Here is a 21,123-nt window from a genome sequence, read left to right on the forward strand (position 1 = left end):
TGCTGATGGCCGGCATCTCGCCGAACATCATGATCTGGGTCGGCCCGTTCACGACATTCCATTCGGCGTTCGTGCACGCCAATCTCAACTGGACCCTTGGTCCGTTCAAATACGTGCTGGCGACGCCGGTGTTCCACCGCTGGCATCACACCTCGCTCGAGGAGGGCGGCAATACCAACTTTGCCGGGACGTTTCCGATCTGGGATATTCTGTTTGGAACTTTCCGGATGCCGGAAAACAGACTCCCGGAACGATACGGCGTGGACGATCAGGGAATTCCGTCAGAGATTGCCGGACAGCTGGCCTATCCATTCCGGCAATAGGACCCGGAGCGACATCCCGTATCCGTAGCCTTGTCGGCTCCCGATTTGCAGTTCGTTCATCTATTAAGCTCAGATTGGCCCGGTCAGGTCTCGAGTCCGGATAGCTATGTCCGGCTGCTGTTCGCCGCGTATCGGCCGGATTTGCAGGGCTTCGCAGTGGGTAGAGTAGCGTAGAGAGTAAAGCGTATGAAGACCGCGCAGATTGTCGTTCTGGGCATCGCCATAGCCGCCGGCGGCGTTGCGGCCTACCTTGTTAGTGGCTCCGACTCCAAGACGGTGGTCGCCGATGCGCCGCCGCCATTGCCGACGGTCGATGTCCTGGTTGCGAAGTCGGACATCGGACTGGGACAGGCCGTCGCTGCGGATGATATGCAATGGCAGACCTGGCCGGCGGGGACCGCGAGCAGCAATTTCATCCGCCGCAGCGATCGTCCGGAAGCGACCACCCAGATCGCCGGTTCGATCGCGCGCTATCCGTTCATTGCCGGCGAGCCGATCCGCGAACTGAAACTGGTCAAGGCCAACGGCTCCGGATTCATGGCGGCGGTATTGCCCGGCGGCATGCGCGCGGTTTCGACGGAAATTTCACCCGAAACCGGTGCCGGCGGATTCATCCTGCCGAACGACCGGGTCGACGTGATTCTGTCGAAGCACGAGAAGAATCCGGACCCAAAGAATCCCAATGACGTCATCGTTTCCGCAATTATTCTGAGCAATATCCGCGTCCTGGCCATCGATCAGGCGCCCCGGGAAAAGGACGGCCAGAACTCGGTCGTCGGCAAAACCGCGACGCTTGAATTGAAACCCGGGCAGGCCGAGATTCTCGCCCGGGCCCGCCAGGCCGGCGTACTCTCGCTGGCGCTGCGCAGCATGATTGATGCCAAGGCGCCCGAGGCTCCGAGCGTTGATGCATCGAGCGACAACCTCATCACCGTGTTTCGCGGCGATGAACGCGATGTTTATTACTGCGCGCCGCTATGCAAGAGAGGCAACGGGGGCGGCTAGGGCATGATCTTTTCGGAAAACCGGTTTCCACTTTTCCGGATCATGCTCTAATACCGGTGGCGGCCATTTCTGCTGTCCGGAGTTTTCCGCCGTGTCATCGCGCGCTGTTTCACCAACAGCAAAAGGCCGCGCAGCGAGCGCGGCCTTTCTTGATTCACGAGATCTTGCAAGATCTTATGTGACGCGGAATTTCGCAGTCGCTGCTTGCGCAGCTTGACGGAGCGAGATTCGCTTAGCCGGCGGCGCGCAGATTGTCGGCCGAAGACTTGCCAGAGCGAGATTGTCGGCCGAAGACTTGCCAGAGCGACGATCGGCTACGATCTCGTAGCTGATCTTCTGGCCTTCACGCAGTGTTCCAAGTCCGGCGCGTTCTACGGCGCTGATGTGCACGAACACGTCGTTGCCACCGTCATCCGGTTGAATGAAGCCGAAGCCCTTGGTCGCGTTAAACCACTTCACGGTTCCCATGCTCACGGGGTAGTCCCTTCTCAAGATAGATATAGTAGAAGCCCACTTTCGGTGGGCTGGTGAGATCGAATTTTTGGAAGGGTCGTCAGCGTCTAAACCGGCTGTACCGGTGGATAGCTAATGTCGTCCGGCCGAAAATCGATGGTCTATATTATGCGAAGCCAGCCCCCAAAACAATCCTGACGTGCACGATTTTTTGATCGGCGCCCGGGTTACAGTTGCAGGCTGTCACCGCGCGCCGATACGATCTTGTCGTGCATGATTTCAGGACGGCTTCGAGCACCCTACCTGCGGCGGAACTGGCCGCGCGGCGGTGCGCCACGCGGGGCTCCGCCACCCGGACGTTCGTCCTTGTGACGGAAGATCAGCCGGCCTTTTTCCAGATCATAGGGCGACATCTCGATCGTCACCCGGTCGCCTGCCAGCGTCTTGATCCGGTTCTTTTTCATCTTGCCGGCGGTGTAGGCGACGATCTCGTGTCCGGCGTCCAGCTGCACGCGGTAACGTGCATCGGGAAGGATTTCGGTCACCAGTCCTTCGAACTGGATCAGCTCTTCTTTAGCCATGGTTATCTCCAGGTCGATCGAACGTTAGCGTTGCGGCCGTTGCGTGCGATTGGGGCGGGTATTGGGACGGCTTTCGCGGTGCAAAAAAGCGACGCCCTGCATCCCCTCAGCCTTGCCACTGCCTTGCGACGGACGGAGCGGCTCCTGCCGATTGACCTCATGCCGGGTGGTTTGTGGAGCGGCATTATTACCACCGGGACGGTGGCGACGGCGAGGACCTTTCGATCCCGGCGCGCCGTCATTCGCTCTTGCCGCATGCGCGCGCGGGGCAGGGCGCCCGCTGCGATGCTGCGAAGGTGCGGGCGCCGTGTCGCGATGACCGGGGGTGCGGCGGTCTTCTGTCGGCAACGCGATCCGGATCAGCTTTTCGATGTCGCGCAGATAGGCCATCTCCTCGCCTCCGGCGACGAGCGAGATCGCGATACCATCGGCGCCGGCGCGTGCGGTACGGCCGATGCGATGGACATAGGTCTCGGGTACGTTGGGAAGATCGAAATTCACCACATGAGTGATGCCGTCGACGTCGATGCCGCGGGCGGCAATGTCAGTGGCGACCAGGGTGCGGATCTCGCCGGAACGGAAAGCCGCCAGCACCCGTTCGCGGTGGTTCTGCGACTTGTTGCCATGAATGGCGTCGGCGGGGATGCCGGCCCGCTCGAGGCCCTTCACCACCTTGTCCGCGCCATGCTTGGTGCGGGTAAAGATCAGGGCACGATTGACCGGCTCCTGCTTCAAAAGCTGCGCCAGCAACGCCGACTTGGCCGAATGGTCGACCTGGATGATGCGCTGGGTGATGCGCTCGACCGTCGAGGCGACCGGCGTCACCGCCACACGGGCAGGATCGCGCAGCATCTGTTCGGCGAGTTCGGCGATATCCTTCGGCATCGTGGCCGAGAAGAACAGGGTCTGCCGCTTGATCGGCAGTTTGGCGACGATTTTCCGGATGTCGTTGATGAAGCCCATGTCGAGCATGCGGTCGGCTTCGTCGAGCACGAGAAACTCGACCTGTCCGAGTTTCAGCCCGTTGCTCTGCACGAGATCGAGCAGGCGGCCGGGCGTGGCCACCATCACTTCGACGCCCTGCATGATCGAGCGGACCTGGCGTCCCATCGGGACGCCGCCGATCGCCAGCGCCGAGGTCAGGCGCATGTGACGGCCATAGGCGTTGAAGCTCTCGAGGATCTGTCCCGACAACTCACGGGTCGGGCTGAGCACGAGCACGCGGCAGGCCTTGGGCTGCGGCTTGATGCGGTTCTCCAGAATGCGATGCAGGATGGGGAGCGCGAAGGCTGCGGTCTTGCCGGTGCCGGTTTGGGCGATGCCGACCACGTCACGGCCAGCGAGTGCAAGGGGAATGGTTTGAGCCTGGATGGGCGTGGGCGTGAGATAATTCTCTTCTTTGAGCGCACGCGAGATGGGATCGGCGAGGCCGAAATCCTGAAAGGAGGTCAAAAGGTTGGTTCTTTCCATTGTAAAAGGCAGGCGCCCGGCTCTAACAGCCAGGAGCGCGCGAGGGGGTGTCTAGAGACACCCGCGTGTTTGGGGCGTCGGTTTTGGTTAGCTGAAGGGGCAAGCCAGAAACCGTTGAACGGGCTCAGAACACGCGGCTCGCAGTGACCCGATGATTCCGGGGTCGTGTTGTTCATATGGAACAGGAACACGGCGCTTTCAAGGTGAATTGTGAGCCGTTGCCTGGCGCGGTTAAAAACTGGCGCAAAACACTCCATTTGCGACCAAATCAGGCGCTAATTCGCATATTGGAATGCTAAAAAATTGTGCCGTAAATTTAGACAGATTGCCATTTTTGCTCACGAATTGAGCATTTGGTAGATAACATACGCATTTTTTCGGTCTAAATATTAAGCAAAAACGCGATTGCGGTCGCCGGCAGCGCTTAATTTCTCAACGAAAACAGAATGTTATACCATTGCCCGACCGTGGCATGGTTCTTGCGATTCCGTTAACGCAGGCGGCCGTGGGGCCGTTTCGCAGCGTTTAAACGCTTGCGTCAGGGAGATGACACCACATGCTTACTCAATCAACTCACGATATAGCGACGTCACTCAGCCGTCGTCGCTGGCTGGCGGCGACCGCCAGTCTGGTTCTGGGCCTGGCCACGTTTACCTCGGCCAGAGCGGCGGATGACACCATCAAGGTGGGTGTTCTTCACTCGCTCTCCGGCACCATGGCCATCAGCGAAACCACGCTGAAGGACACCGTCCTGTTCATGATCGATGAGCAGAATAAGAAGGGCGGCGTGCTCGGCAAGAAGCTCGAGGCCGTGGTCGTCGACCCCGCATCGAACTGGCCGCTGTTCGCGGAAAAAGCCCGTGAGTTGATCACCAAGGACAAGGTTTCCGTGGTGTTCGGCTGCTGGACCTCGGTGTCGCGCAAGTCCGTGCTGCCGGTGTTCAAGGAATTGAACTCGATCCTGTTCTACCCCGTGCAGTACGAGGGCGAGGAGAGCGAGCGCAACGTATTCTATACCGGTGCGGCGCCGAACCAGCAGGCGATACCTGCGGTCGACTACCTGATGAAGGACGAAAAGGTGAAGCGCTGGGTGCTGGCCGGCACCGACTACGTCTATCCGCGCACCACCAACAAGATCCTCGAAGCCTACCTGAAGTCCAAGGGCGTTGCCCAGGAAGACATCATGATCAACTACACGCCGTTCGGTCATTCCGACTGGCAGACGATCGTGGCCGACATCAAGAAGTTCGGCTCGGCCGGCAAGAAGACCGCGGTGGTCTCGACCATCAACGGCGACGCCAACGTTCCCTTCTACAAGGAACTCGGCAACCAGGGCATCAAGGCGACCGATATTCCGGTTGTTGCTTTCTCGGTGGGTGAAGAAGAACTCGCCGGCATCGACACCAAGCCGTTGCTTGGCCATCTCGCGGCCTGGAACTACTTCGAGTCGATCAAGACCCCGGCGAACGAGAAGTTCATCAAGGACTGGCAGGCCTACACCAAGAACCCGAAGCGCACGACCAACGATCCCATGGAAGCCACCTATATCGGCTTCAACATGTGGGTGAAGGCGGTCGAAAAGGCGAAGTCGGTCGATGCAGACAAGGTGATCGACGCGCTTCCCGGCACCAAGACCGCCAATCTCACCGGCGGCATCTCGGAACTGCTTCCGAACCACCACATCACCAAGCCGGTGTTCATTGGCGAAATCAAAGCCAATGGCCAGTTCGACGTGGTGTGGAAGACACCCGGTCTGGTTGCCGGCGATGCCTGGTCGAAGGAGCTGCCGGATTCCAAGGACCTGATCGGCGATTGGGTCGGCAAGAAATGCGGCAACTACAACACCAAGACCAACAAATGCGGTGGACAGGGCTCCTGATTCAGTCCTGAATCCAGACAAACCAGGGAAGGCGGCGATATCCGCCGCCTTCCCTCTGCTTTTGCCGGGGTCGTCCAGTGCTCACCAACGTCGTTAGAAATTTCCGCGCGCTCCCCTTCGCCATTTTGCTGATTTTCGCGACGGTACTGCCGGTCATGGCAGGGCCTTTCGAAGACGCGGTCGGCAAGTTCGCCAATGACGAATTCTCCGATACGGAAGAAGCCGTCGGCGTGATCGCGACCGGCGGCAATCCGCTCGCTTACACCATCATCAGCGCGCTCCAGGACGGCCGGCTGATGGCCGATCCCGAGACCAAAAAGGTTTACGTCACCCAGCCCGACGGCAAGATCATCGATGCCGCGACAGGTGAGGCCATCGCCAGCATTCCCGATAGCGCCGCCGCCGTGCGCCTCAACAACCGGCTGCGCCGCACCGTCGAGGCCGCGCTGGGTGGCCTGACCTTGCTGTCGCCCGATCCCGCCAAGCGAATCCAGGCCGCGCAGTCGGTGTTCAAGACCCACGACGAGACCATGCTGCCGGTCATCGACGGCGCGCTGCAGAAGGAGACCAACAAGGGCGCCCGGCTGGCATTTACCGAAGCGCGCGCGGCGATCCTGCTGTTCAAGGAAGACGCCACCGACGCCGAGAAGCTCGAAGCCATTGCCACCATCAAGGCACGGGGCGACCAGGAAGCGCTGGCGCTGCTGACCGGGCTGACCGGAGAGCAGCCGCCCGCGATCGCGCGCGCCGCGGCCAGTGCGACCTCGGCGATCCAGAGCAACCTTGCGCTGTGGTCGATGGCGCAGAATGCCTGGTACGGCCTGTCGCTCGGCTCGGTCCTGCTGCTCGCCGCGATCGGCCTGGCCATCACTTTCGGGGTGATGGGCGTCATCAACATGGCCCATGGCGAGATGGTCATGATCGGGGCCTACGTCACCTTCGTGGTGCAGGAAGTCATTCGCACCAGCTATCCCGGACTGTTCGACTATTCGCTGCTGATGGCGGTGCCGCTGGCCTTCATCGTCGCCGGCGCGATCGGCATCCTGATCGAGCGCACCATCATCCGCTTTCTCTACGGCCGCCCGCTGGAAACCCTGCTCGCGACCTGGGGCCTGTCGCTGGTTCTGCAGCAGGCCGTGCGCACCATGTTCGGTCCCACCAACCGCGAGGTCGGCAATCCCTCCTGGATGAGCGGCGCGTTCGAGGTCGGGCAGATCACGATCACCTACAACCGGCTATGGATCCTCTGCTTCACGATGGCGGTGTTCGCGATCCTGCTGGCGATGCTGCGTTACACCAGCCTCGGACTTGAGATGCGCGCGGTGACGCAAAACCGCAGGATGGCGGCATCGATGGGAATCGCGACCTCGCGCGTCGACGCGCTGACGTTCGGCCTCGGCTCGGGCATCGCCGGGATTGCCGGCGTGGCGCTGTCGCAGATCGACAATGTCAGTCCCAATCTCGGCCAGAGCTATATCATCGACTCCTTCATGGTGGTGGTGTTCGGCGGCGTCGGTAATTTGTGGGGCACGCTGGTCGGCGCGTTCACGCTCGGCATCGCCAACAAATTCCTCGAACCGGTCGCAGGTGCTGTGCTCGGCAAGATCGCCATTCTGGTCCTCATCATCCTGTTTATCCAGAAACGGCCGCGCGGCCTGTTCGCGCTGAAGGGACGGGCGGTGGAAGCATGATGCCGCACGTCCTCACGCGCTCGCTGGATCGCAGCGCGACCGTGTTCCTGCTGGTGGTGGCGGCGGTCGGGATTCTGGTTCCGCTGTCCAATCTGCTGCTGCCGGAAGGTTCCCTGTTCCAGGTGCCGACCTATCTGATGTCGCTGTTCGGCAAGTATGTCTGCTACGCCATTCTGGCGCTCTCGATCGATCTGATCTGGGGCTATTGCGGCATTCTCTCGCTCGGCCATGGCGCGTTCTTCGCGCTCGGCGGTTATGCGATGGGCATGTATCTGATGCGCCAGATCGGCAGCCGCGGCGTCTACGGCAATCCCATTTTGCCTGATTTCATGGTGTTCCTGAACTATCCGAAACTGCCCTGGTACTGGAACGGCTTCGACATGTTCTGGTACGCGGCGCTGATGGTGCTGTTGGTTCCGGGCCTGCTCGCATTCTGCTTCGGCTGGCTGGCGTTTCGCTCCCGCGTCACCGGCGTCTATCTCTCGATCATCACGCAGGCGATGACCTATGCGTTGTTGCTGGCGTTTTTCCGTAACGATTTCGGCTTTGGCGGCAACAACGGCCTCACCGATTTCAAGGACATTCTCGGCTTCAATGTGCAGGCCGAGAGCACGCGCGCGGCGCTGTTCGCGCTGAGCTGTCTGGCGCTGATCGTCGGCTTCCTGTTGTGCCGCGCCGTGGTGACCTCGAAGCTCGGCAAGGTATTGATCGCGATCCGCGACGCCGAATCGCGCACCCGGTTTCTCGGTTACCGCGTCGAAACCTACAAGCTGTTCGTGTTTACGCTGTCGGCCTGCATGGCTGGCGTCGCCGGCGCGCTCTACGTGCCGCAGGTGGGCATCATCAATCCCGGCGAATTCGCGCCGGGAAATTCCATCGAAGCGGTGATCTGGGTCGCCGTCGGCGGCCGCGGCACGCTGATCGGCGCGGCGCTGGGCGCCGTGGTCGTCAATTATGCCAAGACCGTGTTCACGTCCGGCCCGCTGGCGCCGTACTGGCTGTTCATGCTGGGTGCGCTGTTCATCCTGGTGACGCTGCTGCTGCCGAAGGGAATCATCGGCACCTTCAACGCCTGGTGGGAGCCGTGGAAAGCGCAGCGCATATCGCCGAACGCAGAGAGTGCCGCGCGCGAAGACGGCGTCAGCGAACCCAAGATGGCGGAGTAGGCGGATGAACGTCAGGGACACCCGTGCCACTTCCGCGCTGCTCTATCTCGACGGCGTGCACGTCTCGTTCGACGGCTTTCACGCCATCAACAATCTGTCGCTGACGCTGGCACCCGGCGAAATGCGCGCCATCATCGGTCCCAACGGCGCCGGCAAGACCACGATGATGGACATCATCACCGGCAAGACCAAGCCGGACGAGGGCGAGGTATTGTTCGACGGCGTCACCGACCTGACCCGGCTCGACGAAACCCGGATTGCCGAACTCGGCATCGGCCGGAAATTCCAGAAGCCGACGGTATTCGAAAGCCAGACCATCGAGGACAATCTGCTGCTGGCGCTCAATGTCGACCATCGCGTCAAGGGCACGCTGTTCTGGCGGGAAACCAAGGCCGAATCCGAGCGCATCGCCAAGGTGCTGGAAACCATTCGCCTGACCGATGCGCGCGACCGGCTGGCCGGAAGCCTGTCGCACGGCCAGAAGCAATGGCTCGAAATCGGAATGCTGCTGGCGCAGGACCCGAAACTGCTGCTGGTCGACGAGCCGGTCGCGGGCATGACCGACGTCGAAACCCACCAGACCGCCGAGCTCTTGAAGGAAATCAATCGCGAGAAGACCATCATGGTGGTCGAGCACGACATGACCTTCGTCCGCGAACTCGGCGTCAAGGTGACCTGCCTGCATGAAGGCTCGGTGCTGGCGGAGGGAACCATCGATCAGGTTTCGTCGAACGAGCGGGTGATCGAAGTGTATCTGGGGCGCTGAGCGATGCTGGAAGTGAAAGATATCAGCCTCTATTACGGTGCGGCCCAGGCGTTGCGCGGGGTCTCGATCTCGGCCGAACCGGGCAAGGTGACCTGCGTGCTTGGCCGCAACGGTGTCGGCAAGACCAGCCTGCTGCGCGCGATGGTCGGCCAATATCCGATCGCCAGCGGCTCGATTACATTCGACGGCACCGATATCTCCGGGCTCAAGCCCTATGAGCGCGCGCGGCGCGGGATCGGCTTCGTGCCGCAGGGCCGCGAGATTTTTCCGCTGCTGACGGTGGAAGAAAATCTCAAGACCGGCTTTGGACCGCTGAAGCGCCACGACCGCAATATCCCTGATGACGTGTTCTCGCTGTTTCCGGTGCTGCAATCGATGCTGGGGCGCCGCGGCGGCGATCTTTCCGGCGGCCAGCAACAGCAGCTCGCGATCGGGCGGGCGCTGGTGATGCGGCCCAAACTGCTGCTGCTCGACGAGCCGACCGAGGGTATCCAGCCCTCGATCATCAAGGACATCGGGCGCGCGATCACCTATCTGCGCAGCCTCGGCAGCATCGCGATCGTGCTGGTCGAACAATATCTCGACTTTGCCTGCGAGCTCGGCGACAATTTCGCCGTGATGGACCGCGGTGCCGTGAAATACGCATGCGATCGAAGCAAGCTCGATCCCAGTGAAATCAGCCGCCAGATGGCGCTGTAAGATGGGTTTGTGACGCGACCGCCTCGGTTGCGCCGGTTTTGAGGGGCGTTTGGCGAACGGATGCGGACCGATACCACGAGCGCGACTGCTGCGATTTTCGCGGCCAACCGGGCCCAGGGCGCGGTGGCCTTCGACGTGCATCAGGTCGAGGGCATCACCCGCCGTCGCCATCTGCATGAATCCGGCTCGCTGCGGGTTCGTTTCCCGTCACCGGAGGCCGAAGGCCTGTCGGCGGTTTTCGTCAATACCGCCGGTGGCGTCGCCGGCGGCGATCGGTTCGACATCGAGATTGCGACCGGCGAAGGATCGCGCCTCGCGGTGACGACGGCGGCCGCGGAAAAAGTATACCGGGCCGCGGGGCCGCCCTCGCAGCTCAACATCGCGCTGAAGCTGGGGGCGGGTTCGCATCTGGCCTGGCTCCCGCAGGAGACCATCCTGTTCGACCGCGCGCAGGTGTCGCGCCGGATCGATATCGACCTGGCGCAGAGCGCCTCGCTGTTGTTGTGCGAAATCGTGGTGTTCGGCCGCTCGGCGATGGGAGAGCGCATGCTGAGTGGCCAATTCGTCGATCGCTGGCGGCTGCGGCGCGGCGGCCGGCTGGTGTTCGCCGAAACCGTCCGGCTCGACGGCGACATCGGCGAAAAACTCAGGCAACCGGCGATCGCCAAAGGCGGCGTGGCGGTCGGCACTGCGCTGATGGTGCCGGGCGATGAGGCGCTGGTGGAGCGGATTCGCGGGTTGTCGGAATCCTTCGGCGGCGAGGTCGGCATCTCCTGCTGGAATGGATTTGCAATGGCGCGCTTCTGTGCCCAAGATGCGGCGAAGCTTCGCACCGACATGATGGCGGTGCTCGGCTGTGCCAGCGGCGCGGCGTTGCCGCGGCTCTGGCTCAATTAAACGGCTTAACTGTTAGAATGATTAGAGTGCTCGCATGAATCTGTCTCCCCGCGAAAAGGACAAGCTTCTGATTTCGATGGCGGCCATGGTGGCGCGGCGTCGGCTGGAGCGCGGCGTCAAACTCAATCATCCGGAAGCCATCGCCATCATCTCGGACTTCATCGTCGAGGGCGCGCGCGACGGCCGCACCGTCGCCGAACTGATGCAGGCCGGGGCCCAGGTCCTGACCCGCGCGCAGGTGATGCCAGGCATCGCGGAAATGATCCACGACATCCAGGTCGAGGCGACGTTTCCCGACGGCACCAAGCTTGTCACCGTCCATGAGCCGATCAGATGAAATCGTCATTCCGGGGCGGCGCGAAGCGACGAACCCGGAATCCAGAGGTAATTGATCGAGATTCCGGGTTCGATGCTGCGCATCGCCCCGGAATGACTAAGGAGAGAGTGCAAGATGATCCCCGGTGAACTCTTTATCCAGGACGGCGAGATCGAACTCAACGCCGGCCGCAAGACGGTGACGTTGACGGTGGCCAATTCAGGCGATCGTCCGATCCAGGTCGGCTCGCATTATCATTTCTTCGAGACCAATCCGGCGCTGAAGTTCGACCGCAAGAAAGCGCGCGGCATGCGGCTGGATATCGCGGCCGGCACCGCGGTGCGGTTCGAGCCGGGGCAAACCCGCGACGTCCAGCTGGTAGCGCTCGCCGGCAAGCGCGTCGTCTACGGTTTTCGCGGCGACGTGATGGGGAAGCTGTGATTTCTCTCGACGCGATCAACTCCATTCTCCCTCCCCCCTCCCTAACCCTCCCCCGCAAGGGGGGAGGGAATAAATCCGCCGATGGAGCGCGATAATGTCCGTAAAAATCAAACGTTCCGTCTATGCCGACATGTTCGGCCCCACCACCGGCGATCGGGTGCGGCTGGCCGATACCGATCTCATCATCGAGGTCGAGAAGGATTTCACGACCTATGGCGAGGAGGTGAAATTCGGCGGCGGCAAGGTGATCCGCGACGGCATGGGCCAGTCTCAAGTCACCAACCGGCAGGGCGCGGCCGATACCGTCATCACCAATGCGTTGATCGTCGATCATTGGGGGATCGTGAAGGCCGACGTCGCCATCAAGGAAGGCTATATCAGCGCCATCGGCAAGGCCGGCAATCCGGATATCCAGCCCGGCGTGACCATCGTGATCGGCCCCGGCACCGATATCATCGCGGGCGAAGGCAAGATCCTCACTGCGGGCGGATTCGACAGCCATATCCATTTCATCTGTCCGCAGCAGATCGAGCATGCATTGATGTCCGGCGTCACCTCGATGCTGGGCGGCGGCACCGGCCCGTCGCACGGCACCTATGCGACGACCTGCACGCCCGGCCCCTGGCACATGGCGCGGATGATCCAGTCGTTCGATGCGTTTCCGGTCAATCTCGGCATTTCCGGCAAGGGCAATGCGTCGCGCCCGGCTGCATTGGTGGAGATGATCAACGCCGGCGCCTGCGCGCTCAAGCTGCACGAGGATTGGGGCACCACGCCCGCCGCGATCAACAATTGCCTCAACGTCGCCGACGATTACGACGTCCAGGTCATGATCCATTCCGACACGCTGAACGAGTCGGGCTTCGTCGAGGATACCGTCAAGGCCTTCAAGGGCCGCACCATCCACGCCTTCCACACCGAGGGCGCCGGCGGCGGCCACGCGCCGGACATTATCAAAATTGCCGGCCTGAAGAACGTGCTGCCGTCCTCGACCAATCCGACGCGCCCGTTTACCCGCAACACCATCGACGAGCATCTCGACATGCTGATGGTGTGTCACCATCTCGATCCCTCGATCGCCGAGGATCTGGCCTTCGCCGAAAGCCGCATCCGCAAGGAGACCATCGCCGCCGAAGATATCCTGCACGATCTCGGTGCGCTCTCGATGATGTCGTCGGATTCGCAGGCCATGGGCCGGCTCGGCGAAGTCATCATCCGGACCTGGCAGACCGCCGACAAGATGAAGAAGCAGCGCGGCGCGCTGCCGCAGGACAAGGGCAACAACGACAATTTCCGCGTCAAGCGCTACATCGCCAAATACACCATCAACCCGGCGATCGCGCATGGCGTCTCGAAGCTGATCGGCTCGGTCGAAAAAGGCAAGCTCGCCGACCTCGTGCTGTGGTCGCCGGCCTTTTTCGGCGTCAAACCCGAATGTGTCATCAAGGGCGGCTCGATTGTCGCAGCCCCGATGGGCGATCCCAATGCGTCGATCCCGACGCCGCAACCGGTGCATTACCAGCCGATGTTCGCGGCGTTCGGTAAATCGCTGACGGCCTCTTCGGTGGTGTTTTCCTCCAAGGCGGCGGTGGCCTCGGGGCTGGCGAAGAAGCTCGGCATCGACAAGAAGCTCTACGCGGTGGAAAACACCCGCGGCGGCATCTCCAAGAAGAGCATGATCCACAACGGCGCGACGCCGAAAATCGAGGTCGATCCCGAGACCTATGAGGTCCGCGCCGACGGCGAACTCCTGACCTGCGCCCCCGCCGAGGTGCTGCCCATGGCGCAGCGCTATTTCATGTTCTAGAGTCGCTCCCGGCACCTGAAGCCAGAACAAAAGACCGGGAGGATTTCGTGATTTACGTCGTTGCCACACTGTCCGTGAAGCCTGAAACGCGCGCCGAATTCATTGCCGCTGCGACCGCCTGCATCAGGGAAACCCGCAAGGAACCCGGCAATATCGCCTACGACCTGCATGAAAGCGTCACCGATCACACCAAGATGGTATTCGTGGAGCAATGGGAAAATACCGAGGCGCTGGTGCCGCACCGTGCCGCCGAGCACATGAAGACGTTCGGCCGCGTCGCCGTGAAGTGTTTTTCGGCGCCGCCGAAGATCGAGGTCATCACCCCCGAAAAGGTCGACATCCGTTGACCGGGAAAGCCATCGCATGATCCGCGCCACGCAGGTTCGCAGCCCGCATCGCTGGAATGAGCCGCCGGCCGATACCATCGTGCTCGATTTCGACGACCGCCATCGCCGGCGGATGGCGATGACGGGCACGCGCGGGCTGGAATTCCTGCTGGACCTGGAACACGCCATTGTGCTGCGCGGCGGTGATGCGCTGGTGCTCGACGATAACAGGCTGATCGAGGTCGTCGCGGCGCCGGAGCCCTTGCTCGAGATTCGTGGCGCCGATCCGCAGCATCTGGTTCGGATCGCCTGGCATCTCGGCAATCGCCATCTGCCGACCCAGATCACGGCGCGGGGCCTGCGCATCCGGCGCGACCATGTGATCGAGGCAATGGTGCAAGGGCTCGGCGCGCGCGTGATCGAGATCGAAGCGCCGTTCGATCCCGAAGGCGGCGCCTATGCCGATGGCGGCCACGCCCACGCGCCGGCCAGCGAACCGCATGACCATGCGGCGCATGATCATGCCCATGGTCATTCCCAAGATCTTGCCCAAGATTTTGCCCAAGATCTTGCCCAAGATCTTGCCCATGATCACGGCCATCATCATCACGATGAACATGTCCATGACGAGCATTGCGGTCACGACCATCACCACGGCCATTCCCATGCTCATGACCACAAGTAAGCCGGCCCGGCCGCGGCGCCGCGCGGCGGTACGGGCCGACCCTATCAACGAGGACACCGCGCCGGCACCGAGCGGCCGGAGCGGCATGCAGGACGATGAGGCCGCAGCGCTGTACCGGCTGATGACCTGGCTGTCGCCGTCGTTTCCGGTCGGCGCCTTCTCCTATTCCAGCGGCATCGAATGGGCGATGGAGGCCGGCGACATCGTCGACGCCAACTCCTTGCGGGACTGGCTGGTCTCGATGCTCGCGGATGGTCCGGGATTTTGCGACGGCGTCTTTCTCGCGCATACGCACCGCACCGCGTCGTCGCTCGACGCGGCCGGACTGCGCGACATCGCGGAGCTCGCGGCGGCCTTCGTGCCCTCGCGCGAGCGCTATCTTGAAACCTCGGCGCAGGGACGTGCGTTCATCGAAATTGCCCGCGCGGCATGGAATTGCGACGGGCTCGACCAATTGATTTCACATTGCGACGGCGCCGTCGTTTATCCGGTCGCGGTCGGCCTCGTCAGCGCCGCGCATGCGATTGCGCTGGCCTCGACGATGCACGCCTTCTTGCATGCGCTGGCCTCGAACTGGATCTCCGCCGGCGCCCGGCTGGTTCCGCTCGGGCAGACCGACAGCCAGCGCGTGCTGGCTCAGCTCGAGCCGATCGTGGTCGCAACCGGAAAACGCGCGCTGGCGGCGTCGCTCGACGATATCGGCAGCGCCACCTTCCGCGCCGATCTCGCCAGCATGCGGCACGAGACGCAGTATACGAGGCTGTTTAGGTCGTGAGGATCGCCCGGGATGCACTTTACTCATCACGCGTCGCCCCGGCGAACGCCGGGGCCCATACGCCGCGGCCCATCGTTAGCATATGGTGGGAGACACCTTTCGCGATAATACGCCCCTGTGGTTATGGGTCCCGGCGTTCGCCGGGACGACGTCAGAGAAAGAGTGCCTCACATGGCTAGCTTGAACGGCCCGCTTCGGATCGGCATCGGGGGTCCGGTCGGATCCGGAAAAACCGCCTTGATGGACCTGCTCTGCAAGTCGATGCGGGAGCGCTATGACATCGCGGCGATCACCAACGACATCTACACCAAATGGGATGCGGAATTCCTGGTGCGTTCGGGCTCGCTGACGCCCGATCGCATCGCCGGCGTCGAGACCGGCGGCTGCCCGCATACCGCGATCCGCGAGGACGCCTCGATGAATCTGGCCGCGATCGCCGACATGCGCGCGAAATTTCCCGACCTCGATGTGGTGCTGATCGAATCCGGCGGCGACAATCTCGCCGCCACCTTCTCGCCCGAACTCGCCGATCTCACGATCTACGTGATCGACGTCGCGGCCGGCGACAAGATCCCCTCCAAGGGCGGCCCCGGCATCACCCGGTCGGACCTTCTCGTCATCAACAAGATCGACCTTGCGCCGTATGTCGGCGCGTCGCTGGAAAAGATGGACACCGATGCCAGGCGGATGCGCGGCGAGCGGCCATTTGTCATGACCAATCTCAAGAAGAGTGAAGGCCTCGACCGCATCATCGGTTTCATCGAGGCCAAGGGCGGGCTTCGCCCGGTGGCGCGGGCCAAGGTGAGCTGACCCAATTCGTTAACGCTTTGGAGTCTGGATCGCGAACGGCGGCAAGAAATTTCCGCCTTGCACCGGGAACAAAATCCAACTGCTGTCGTTGCCATCCTCTGGTGCCGCGAAGATGCGGCTGCCACCGCTCTTCTGGTTGAGTTCTTCGGATCAAGTTCTTCGCGTTAACTTCTTGTCGCCAACCGCGGTTGCGTATCGATGGTCGCTCCTTCATTATGCCGCACGTTTAGCCCTCATTTCGTTTCGATCTGTTGCCGGGCCGGCGGTCGCCAAATGCTGCTTCATCTTCTTCGCCAACGCCTCATTTTCTGAGTAAGCGAGTGGTTCGGCTGGGTTTCATCATCGGTTTTATCGCGCTGATCGGAGTTCTGCTCTCCGGTCTGGCGGGCTATCGCGTCCACGAACAGGAATTGACGGTCGACCGCATCGCGATGGCGCGCGCGATCGACGTCCACGCCAGCCTGGTTCAGGACCGCCTGACCGAACGTGAGCTGCTGGCGCGCGTCGCATCGGGCCTGTTCCATGCGCCTTCGCTGATCAAGGCCAACATGCTGCAGCCGCTGCGGGCCTCGATCTATGCCTTTAAGACCGATTTCGTGGTCGCGGGCTGGATCGCGCGGCTGCGGCCCGATGAACTGGATGCGGCGGGTGCCGAGCTCCGGAGCTCGGGATTTCCTAATCCGGCGATCCGTGACTTCAATGATGCGCCTTTGGATACGCGGTCTCTCGACAGGTCGGTCGACGTCCTGATGGACGTGGAACCCCGCAAGCAGGAGACGATGGTTTTCGCCGGCCGTTCGCTTGACCAGCAGCCGATCCTGGGAGCGATGCTGACGCAGGCCCTGAGCGAAGGAACGCCGGTTGCCTCCGACCCTGTTCCGTTGCTGCGCCCGGATGGGCCGATCGGCCTGGTTCTGGCCGCGCCGGTGCTGCAGCCGGGCGATGCGGAGCCGGCGGGCTTTGTGACGTTTTCCTACGAACTGGCGCCACTGATGCTGACCAACGACGATCTGTCGCTGTTCTCGGTCGTTTTGAAAGACCCGCGCAGCGAAGATGGCGAGCTGATTGCCGACGATCGGGGCATCGTCACGTCGCGGCCGGCCAGCCGGCAGGGTTCCACCCCGCCGGTGACGCGTACGGTGGCATTCGGAGGCCGCGACTGGACGCTCGGCTATTATGCCAAGACCAACGCGGCGATGCGGGCACAACAGACCGCCACCATCGTGGCGGCCATCGGCATCGCGCTGACCACGATCGTGTGCGGGTTGTTCGGTTATGTCTCCTACAACAATCTGCGGCTCAGCCGTGAAATCCAGGTCCGGATCGGCTTCGAGCGGCGGCTGACCGCTGTGATCGACGAACTCAATCATCGCGTGAAAAACATCCTGGCGGTGATCCAGTCGATCGTGACGCGCACGCTGCGTCATGGTTCGGACATCGATGTCGCCCGTGAACTCCTGATCGGCCGGATTCACGCGATGTCGAACGTGGTTTCACTGCTCAGCGAAAGCCAGTGGCAGGGCGTGAAACTGAAGGGGCTGTTCGAGGCGCGCGCGATACCCCACGCCGAGCGCATCGCCGTCAGCGGCCCCGATATCACCGTCAGCGCGCGGGCGGCGCAGTCGCTGTCGCTGCTGTTCTTCGAGCTGGCGTCGCATTCCGACGAAGGGCTTTCGCTGGTCGGCAAGCACCCCCACATCGTCGCGCATTGGGAAGTGAACGGGGAAGATCCCGACATCACCTTTCATTTCCGCTGGGAAGAATTCAACACCAGCGCGGCGACCCGCCGCGAGGACAGCGATTTCGGCGTCATCCTGCTCGACCGCGTCGCCCCGGAGGCGCTCGGCGGCGCATCGAAGCGGTATTTCACCGATGTGAGCTACGTCTATGAACTCACGGCGCCGATGGATACCGTGGTCGACATGTCGGAGCGCGACCGCACCGAACAATTCTCGGCGCCGCCAAAGCCGGGGCGGTAGTGGGATTTCCCCAGCCGTCGTCCCGGCCAAGCGAAGCGCGAGCCGGGATCCATAACCACAGCCGTTCGTAATTGCCCGAAAATCGTCGAACAGCATTTCTCAAATCGAGAAGCCGCGGCGTATGGGTCCCGGCGTTCGCCGGGACGACGATTTATGGAATGGGCTCACTTATAAAGCGTCTACCCCCCGCTGCCGCCGATCACGGCGCGGACGGTGTCGTCGGGACCGAAATCGTCGGCGCCGTCGACATAGAGCAGCGCCGAGAGTTTCGATCGGGCGCGGTTGACGCGGCTCTTGATGGTGCCGACCGCGCAGCCGCAGATCGCCGCGGCGTCCTCATAGGAGAAGCCGGAGGCGCCGACCAGGATCAGCGCTTCACGCTGGTCCTGCGGAAGCTTTTCGAGCGCGGCGCGGAATTCCTCGAATTCCAGATGCGCGTTTTGCGTCGGCTGGGTTTTCAGGGTCTTGGCATAGCTGCCGTCGGCGTCCTCGACCTCGCGCCGCCGCTTGCGATAGTCCGAGCGGAACAGGTTGCGCAGGATCGTGAACAGCCATGCCGGCAGGTTGGAGCCGGGCTGGAACGAGTCGATATTGGCCAGCGCGCGCAGCAGGGTTTCCTGCACCAGATCGTCGGCGCGGTCGCCATTGCCGCTGAGCGAGATCGCGAACGCGCGCAAGCTCGGAACCGACGCCAGGATGTCGTCGCGGAGTTCGTTTGTGAGAGGCATTATTCCCCTCCGTCATTTTTATCGCCCGCATTCCCCAATTGGGGAGTAGCCTCGGGCACATCAAGCTTTCGGATCAGTTCAGCGAACCGGTCCGGAACCCCCTGCCGCACGACATCGTCGTACATGGCGCGGAGCTGGTGGCCGATTCTCGACTGAATCTCGGCATTGAGACCGCCCTGCTTCTTTGCTTCCTTCATGACATGTTCCACGCTTCCCCGGAGTTAAGTCCCTGTAACTTCGTGAGTAATTCCTTGAATGGCCCCTCGGGGGGCGGCCCATCTCGAAATCTAATTCCAAGTTGCGCCAAAAGTTCCGCATTTTGGGGGGAACTTTTGTCGGGCTCGGGCGTAGACAGGCGCATCAGGGGGGAACCCGGGTCACTCCCCTCACGGACGTTTGACCCAAAAATTTTGACCAGTTTTGGCGCTAGACAAGGATGGAGTGGGGATGTCCCGATCACAGCTCGTTGCTGAACATTTACCGTTGTTGCGGCGCTATGCCCGGGCCCTGACCGGAAATCAGGCGTCGGGCGACGCCTATGTCGGCGCCATGCTGGAGGCGCTGCTGCAGGATCCGTCGCTGCTCGATGAGCAGCATGGACCCCGCGTCGGGCTGTTCCGGCTGTTCACCCAGATCTGGAATTCGGTCTCGCTCAACGACGACCCCGACGTCACCACGCTGCCGATGCCGCCGGAGCGGCGGTTGTCGAACATCACGCCGCTGCCGCGCCAGGCCTTCCTGCTGTTGTCGCTCGAGGGCTTTTCGGAAGAAGAAGTGTCGTTCATTCTCGGAATCGATGTCGCCGAGACCCGCAAGCTCGCCGATACCGCGGGCCGCGAGATGGCGGCGGAAATCGCCACCGATGTGCTGATCATCGAGGATGAGACTTTTATTGCGATGGATCTCGAAAGCCTGGTGAAGAATCTGGGCCACCATGTGATCGGCGTCGCCCGCACCCACACCGACGCGGTGGCGCTCGCCAAGAACCGCAAGCCCGGCCTGATCCTGGCCGACATCCAGCTCGCCGACGGCAGCTCCGGCCTCGACGCCGTCAACGAGCTGCTGCGCACCTTCGAGGTCCCGGTGGTGTTCATCACCGCCTATCCCGAACGCTTCCTGACCGGCGAACGCCCGGAACCGGCGTTCCTGATTTCAAAACCGTTCCAGCCGGCGATGGTCTCCGCGGTCGCCAGCCAGGCGCTGTTCTTCCAGCGCAATTCGCGCAACCGGGCGCCAAGGGTCGCCTAAGGCAAAAGGGTCGCCTAAGGCAAGCGATTGCAGTGATCTGAAATGAATCCGGCGCGCTCAAGGGCGCGCCGGATCTGTGTTGTGGCATCTGCGGGTCAGCCGCAGCTCATTTGGCGGTAACCAGCATAAGCAACTCGCTTCGCACCCGATCGAGCACGCTGGCATAGTCCCGCGTTTCGGTCTGCCGAAACAGCCGCACGCTCGGGTACCAGGGACTGTCGTCGCGATCGAGCAGCCAGCGATAATCCGGAACGTAGGGCAGCAATATCCAGGTCGGGCGCCCAAGCGCGCCGGCGAGATGGGCGACGCTGGTATCCACCGTGATGACCAGATCAAGGCAGGATAGCAACGCAGCCGTTGCGACGAAGTCGGTGAGGTCGGCGGTCAGGTCGATGATGCCCGTCCACTCGCACAACGTAGCCTTGTCGTGAGGTCTTGGATCTTTCTGCAGGCTGACGAAGGTCGCGTCGACGTCGATGATGCGCGAAAGCGCCCGCAAATGTATCGACCGGTTATGATCGTTAGAATGATTGGAATTGCCGGACCAGACCAGGCCCACCCGCAGCCGGTCGTGAGGGCCCAGGCGGTCTTCAAAGGCCTGCACGAGGTTCGCTGGCGGCGAAGGCAAATATTGTGCGCCTGAGGGGATCGTATCAAGCTGCGTACCGAAGGCCAGCGGCAGGCTGGAAATGGGGCACTGCACATCGAATACCGGAAGCGCCCCGACACCTCGCGAAAAACATTGTGCGGCACCCGGCAGCTTCGACAGCAGAGCACGAACGGCGGGCTGAACGACCAAAATAACGCGCGCCCCGCGTGCGGCCAGCATTGGCACATAACGCGCAAATTGAATGGTGTCGCCCAATCCTTCATCAACATGGATGAGGATCGTCTTGCCTTCGATGGATCTCTCGCCGAACCATCGGGGTTGAGGATATGTCGTCGAGATCGCCGAACGGTTCTTCAGCCGGGCCTCGTGTCCAGCCCAACCCGCCTCGAAATTACCCATCAGCAGGTAAAGATGCCCCAAACTCAACGCGGCGGCGGTATTGTCAGGGTCAATGGCCTTTACACGAAG

The 21,123-nt window shown here is 62.1% G+C and carries 22 protein-coding genes and 1 pseudogene; 17 read left to right on the plus strand and 6 right to left on the minus strand.

Going from position 1 to position 21,123, the window contains the following annotated elements; all coding sequences use genetic code 11:
* Together ABR948_RS15855 and cpaB are read left to right on the plus strand one after the other, a co-directional pair.
* On the plus strand, positions 1-323 hold a 323-nt coding region (locus ABR948_RS15855), incomplete at its 5' end, for a sterol desaturase family protein (RefSeq protein ID WP_428119485.1).
* 186 nt (positions 324-509) lie between these two features.
* Positions 510-1,328, plus strand: a complete 819-nt coding sequence (gene cpaB, locus ABR948_RS15860; RefSeq protein WP_428119487.1) for a Flp pilus assembly protein CpaB — start codon at positions 510-512, stop codon at positions 1,326-1,328.
* Positions 1,329-1,595: 267 nt separating this feature from the next.
* Here the strand turns inward: cpaB and ABR948_RS15865 are convergent.
* The 3 genes and pseudogenes from ABR948_RS15865 to ABR948_RS15875 form a co-directional block, all read right to left on the minus strand.
* Positions 1,596-1,802, minus strand: a pseudogene (locus ABR948_RS15865) (cold-shock protein); the annotation flags it as partial.
* A gap of 278 nt (positions 1,803-2,080) precedes the next feature.
* Positions 2,081-2,362, minus strand: coding sequence for a translation initiation factor IF-1 (infA, locus tag ABR948_RS15870; RefSeq protein ID WP_143575210.1), 282 nt, complete (start codon positions 2,360-2,362; stop codon positions 2,081-2,083).
* 24 nt (positions 2,363-2,386) lie between these two features.
* Positions 2,387-3,832 (minus strand): DEAD/DEAH box helicase, encoded by a 1,446-nt coding sequence (locus tag ABR948_RS15875; protein ID WP_428119489.1) that lies wholly within the window; start codon positions 3,830-3,832, stop codon positions 2,387-2,389.
* 556 nt (positions 3,833-4,388) lie between these two features.
* Between ABR948_RS15875 and urtA the strand changes: the two genes are divergently transcribed.
* The 14 genes from urtA (at position 4,389) to ABR948_RS15945 (ending at position 18,069) form a co-directional block, all read left to right on the plus strand.
* Entirely contained in the window at positions 4,389-5,711 is a 1,323-nt protein-coding gene (gene urtA, locus ABR948_RS15880; RefSeq protein ID WP_428119491.1) for an urea ABC transporter substrate-binding protein, read from the plus strand.
* Between the two features lie 155 nt (positions 5,712-5,866).
* The gene (gene urtB, locus ABR948_RS15885; RefSeq protein WP_428119493.1) at positions 5,867-7,402 is read left to right on the plus strand and encodes an urea ABC transporter permease subunit UrtB; all 1,536 of its coding nucleotides are present in this window, start codon (positions 5,867-5,869) and stop codon (positions 7,400-7,402) included.
* Positions 7,399-8,568, plus strand: a complete 1,170-nt coding sequence (urtC, locus tag ABR948_RS15890; RefSeq protein WP_428119495.1) for an urea ABC transporter permease subunit UrtC — start codon at positions 7,399-7,401, stop codon at positions 8,566-8,568. The genes urtB and urtC overlap by 4 nt, the downstream gene beginning before the upstream one ends.
* Before the next feature lie 4 nt (positions 8,569-8,572).
* A complete protein-coding gene (gene urtD / locus ABR948_RS15895) occupies positions 8,573-9,334 on the plus strand; it encodes an urea ABC transporter ATP-binding protein UrtD (RefSeq protein WP_428119497.1) in 762 nt (253 codons plus the stop codon).
* 3 nt (positions 9,335-9,337) lie between these two features.
* A complete protein-coding gene (gene urtE / locus ABR948_RS15900) occupies positions 9,338-10,033 on the plus strand; it encodes an urea ABC transporter ATP-binding subunit UrtE (protein WP_428119499.1) in 696 nt (231 codons plus the stop codon).
* A 60-nt stretch (positions 10,034-10,093) separates the two neighbouring features.
* Complete coding sequence (locus ABR948_RS15905) at positions 10,094-10,930, plus strand: urease accessory protein UreD (RefSeq protein WP_428119501.1); 837 nt, start codon at positions 10,094-10,096, stop codon at positions 10,928-10,930.
* 34 nt (positions 10,931-10,964) lie between these two features.
* Positions 10,965-11,267 (plus strand): urease subunit gamma, encoded by a 303-nt coding sequence (locus ABR948_RS15910; RefSeq protein ID WP_291563643.1) that lies wholly within the window; start codon positions 10,965-10,967, stop codon positions 11,265-11,267.
* A gap of 114 nt (positions 11,268-11,381) precedes the next feature.
* Positions 11,382-11,687, plus strand: a complete 306-nt coding sequence (locus ABR948_RS15915) for an urease subunit beta (RefSeq protein WP_213741314.1) — start codon at positions 11,382-11,384, stop codon at positions 11,685-11,687.
* A gap of 94 nt (positions 11,688-11,781) precedes the next feature.
* A complete protein-coding gene (ureC, locus tag ABR948_RS15920) occupies positions 11,782-13,494 on the plus strand; it encodes an urease subunit alpha (protein ID WP_428119504.1) in 1,713 nt (570 codons plus the stop codon).
* 47 nt (positions 13,495-13,541) lie between these two features.
* The gene (locus ABR948_RS15925) at positions 13,542-13,841 is read left to right on the plus strand and encodes a putative quinol monooxygenase (protein WP_428119506.1); all 300 of its coding nucleotides are present in this window, start codon (positions 13,542-13,544) and stop codon (positions 13,839-13,841) included.
* A gap of 16 nt (positions 13,842-13,857) precedes the next feature.
* Positions 13,858-14,505 (plus strand): urease accessory protein UreE, encoded by a 648-nt coding sequence (gene ureE, locus ABR948_RS15930; RefSeq protein WP_428119508.1) that lies wholly within the window; start codon positions 13,858-13,860, stop codon positions 14,503-14,505.
* An 85-nt stretch (positions 14,506-14,590) separates the two neighbouring features.
* Positions 14,591-15,280 carry an urease accessory protein UreF gene (locus tag ABR948_RS15935; RefSeq protein ID WP_428119522.1) on the plus strand — a complete coding sequence of 230 codons (690 nt, stop codon included), beginning with the start codon at positions 14,591-14,593 and terminating at the stop codon, positions 15,278-15,280.
* Positions 15,281-15,451: 171 nt separating this feature from the next.
* Positions 15,452-16,090, plus strand: coding sequence for an urease accessory protein UreG (ureG, locus tag ABR948_RS15940; RefSeq protein WP_428119510.1), 639 nt, complete (start codon positions 15,452-15,454; stop codon positions 16,088-16,090).
* A gap of 320 nt (positions 16,091-16,410) precedes the next feature.
* On the plus strand, positions 16,411-18,069 hold the full coding sequence (locus ABR948_RS15945) for a CHASE domain-containing protein (protein WP_428119512.1): 1,659 nt from the start codon (positions 16,411-16,413) through the stop codon (positions 18,067-18,069).
* 179 nt (positions 18,070-18,248) lie between these two features.
* Here ABR948_RS15945 and ABR948_RS15950 read toward each other — a convergent pair whose 3' ends face one another.
* Both ABR948_RS15950 and ABR948_RS15955 read right to left on the minus strand, forming a co-directional pair.
* Complete coding sequence (locus ABR948_RS15950) at positions 18,249-18,797, minus strand: sigma-70 family RNA polymerase sigma factor (RefSeq protein WP_428119514.1); 549 nt, start codon at positions 18,795-18,797, stop codon at positions 18,249-18,251.
* The gene (locus ABR948_RS15955) at positions 18,797-18,994 is read right to left on the minus strand and encodes a NepR family anti-sigma factor (RefSeq protein ID WP_428119516.1); all 198 of its coding nucleotides are present in this window, start codon (positions 18,992-18,994) and stop codon (positions 18,797-18,799) included. Before ABR948_RS15955 ends, ABR948_RS15950 begins: the two co-directional genes overlap by 1 nt.
* Positions 18,995-19,244: 250 nt before the next feature.
* Between ABR948_RS15955 and ABR948_RS15960 the strand changes: the two genes are divergently transcribed.
* On the plus strand, positions 19,245-20,045 hold the full coding sequence (locus ABR948_RS15960) for a response regulator (protein WP_428119518.1): 801 nt from the start codon (positions 19,245-19,247) through the stop codon (positions 20,043-20,045).
* Between the two features lie 106 nt (positions 20,046-20,151).
* Here the strand turns inward: ABR948_RS15960 and ABR948_RS15965 are convergent.
* The coding region (locus ABR948_RS15965; protein ID WP_428119520.1) for a glycosyltransferase family 9 protein at positions 20,152-21,123 on the minus strand (972 nt) is incomplete at its 5' end.

Origin of the sequence: Bradyrhizobium sp. (assembly GCF_050014615.1) — a bacterium.
Lineage (GTDB): Bacteria > Pseudomonadota > Alphaproteobacteria > Rhizobiales > Xanthobacteraceae > Bradyrhizobium.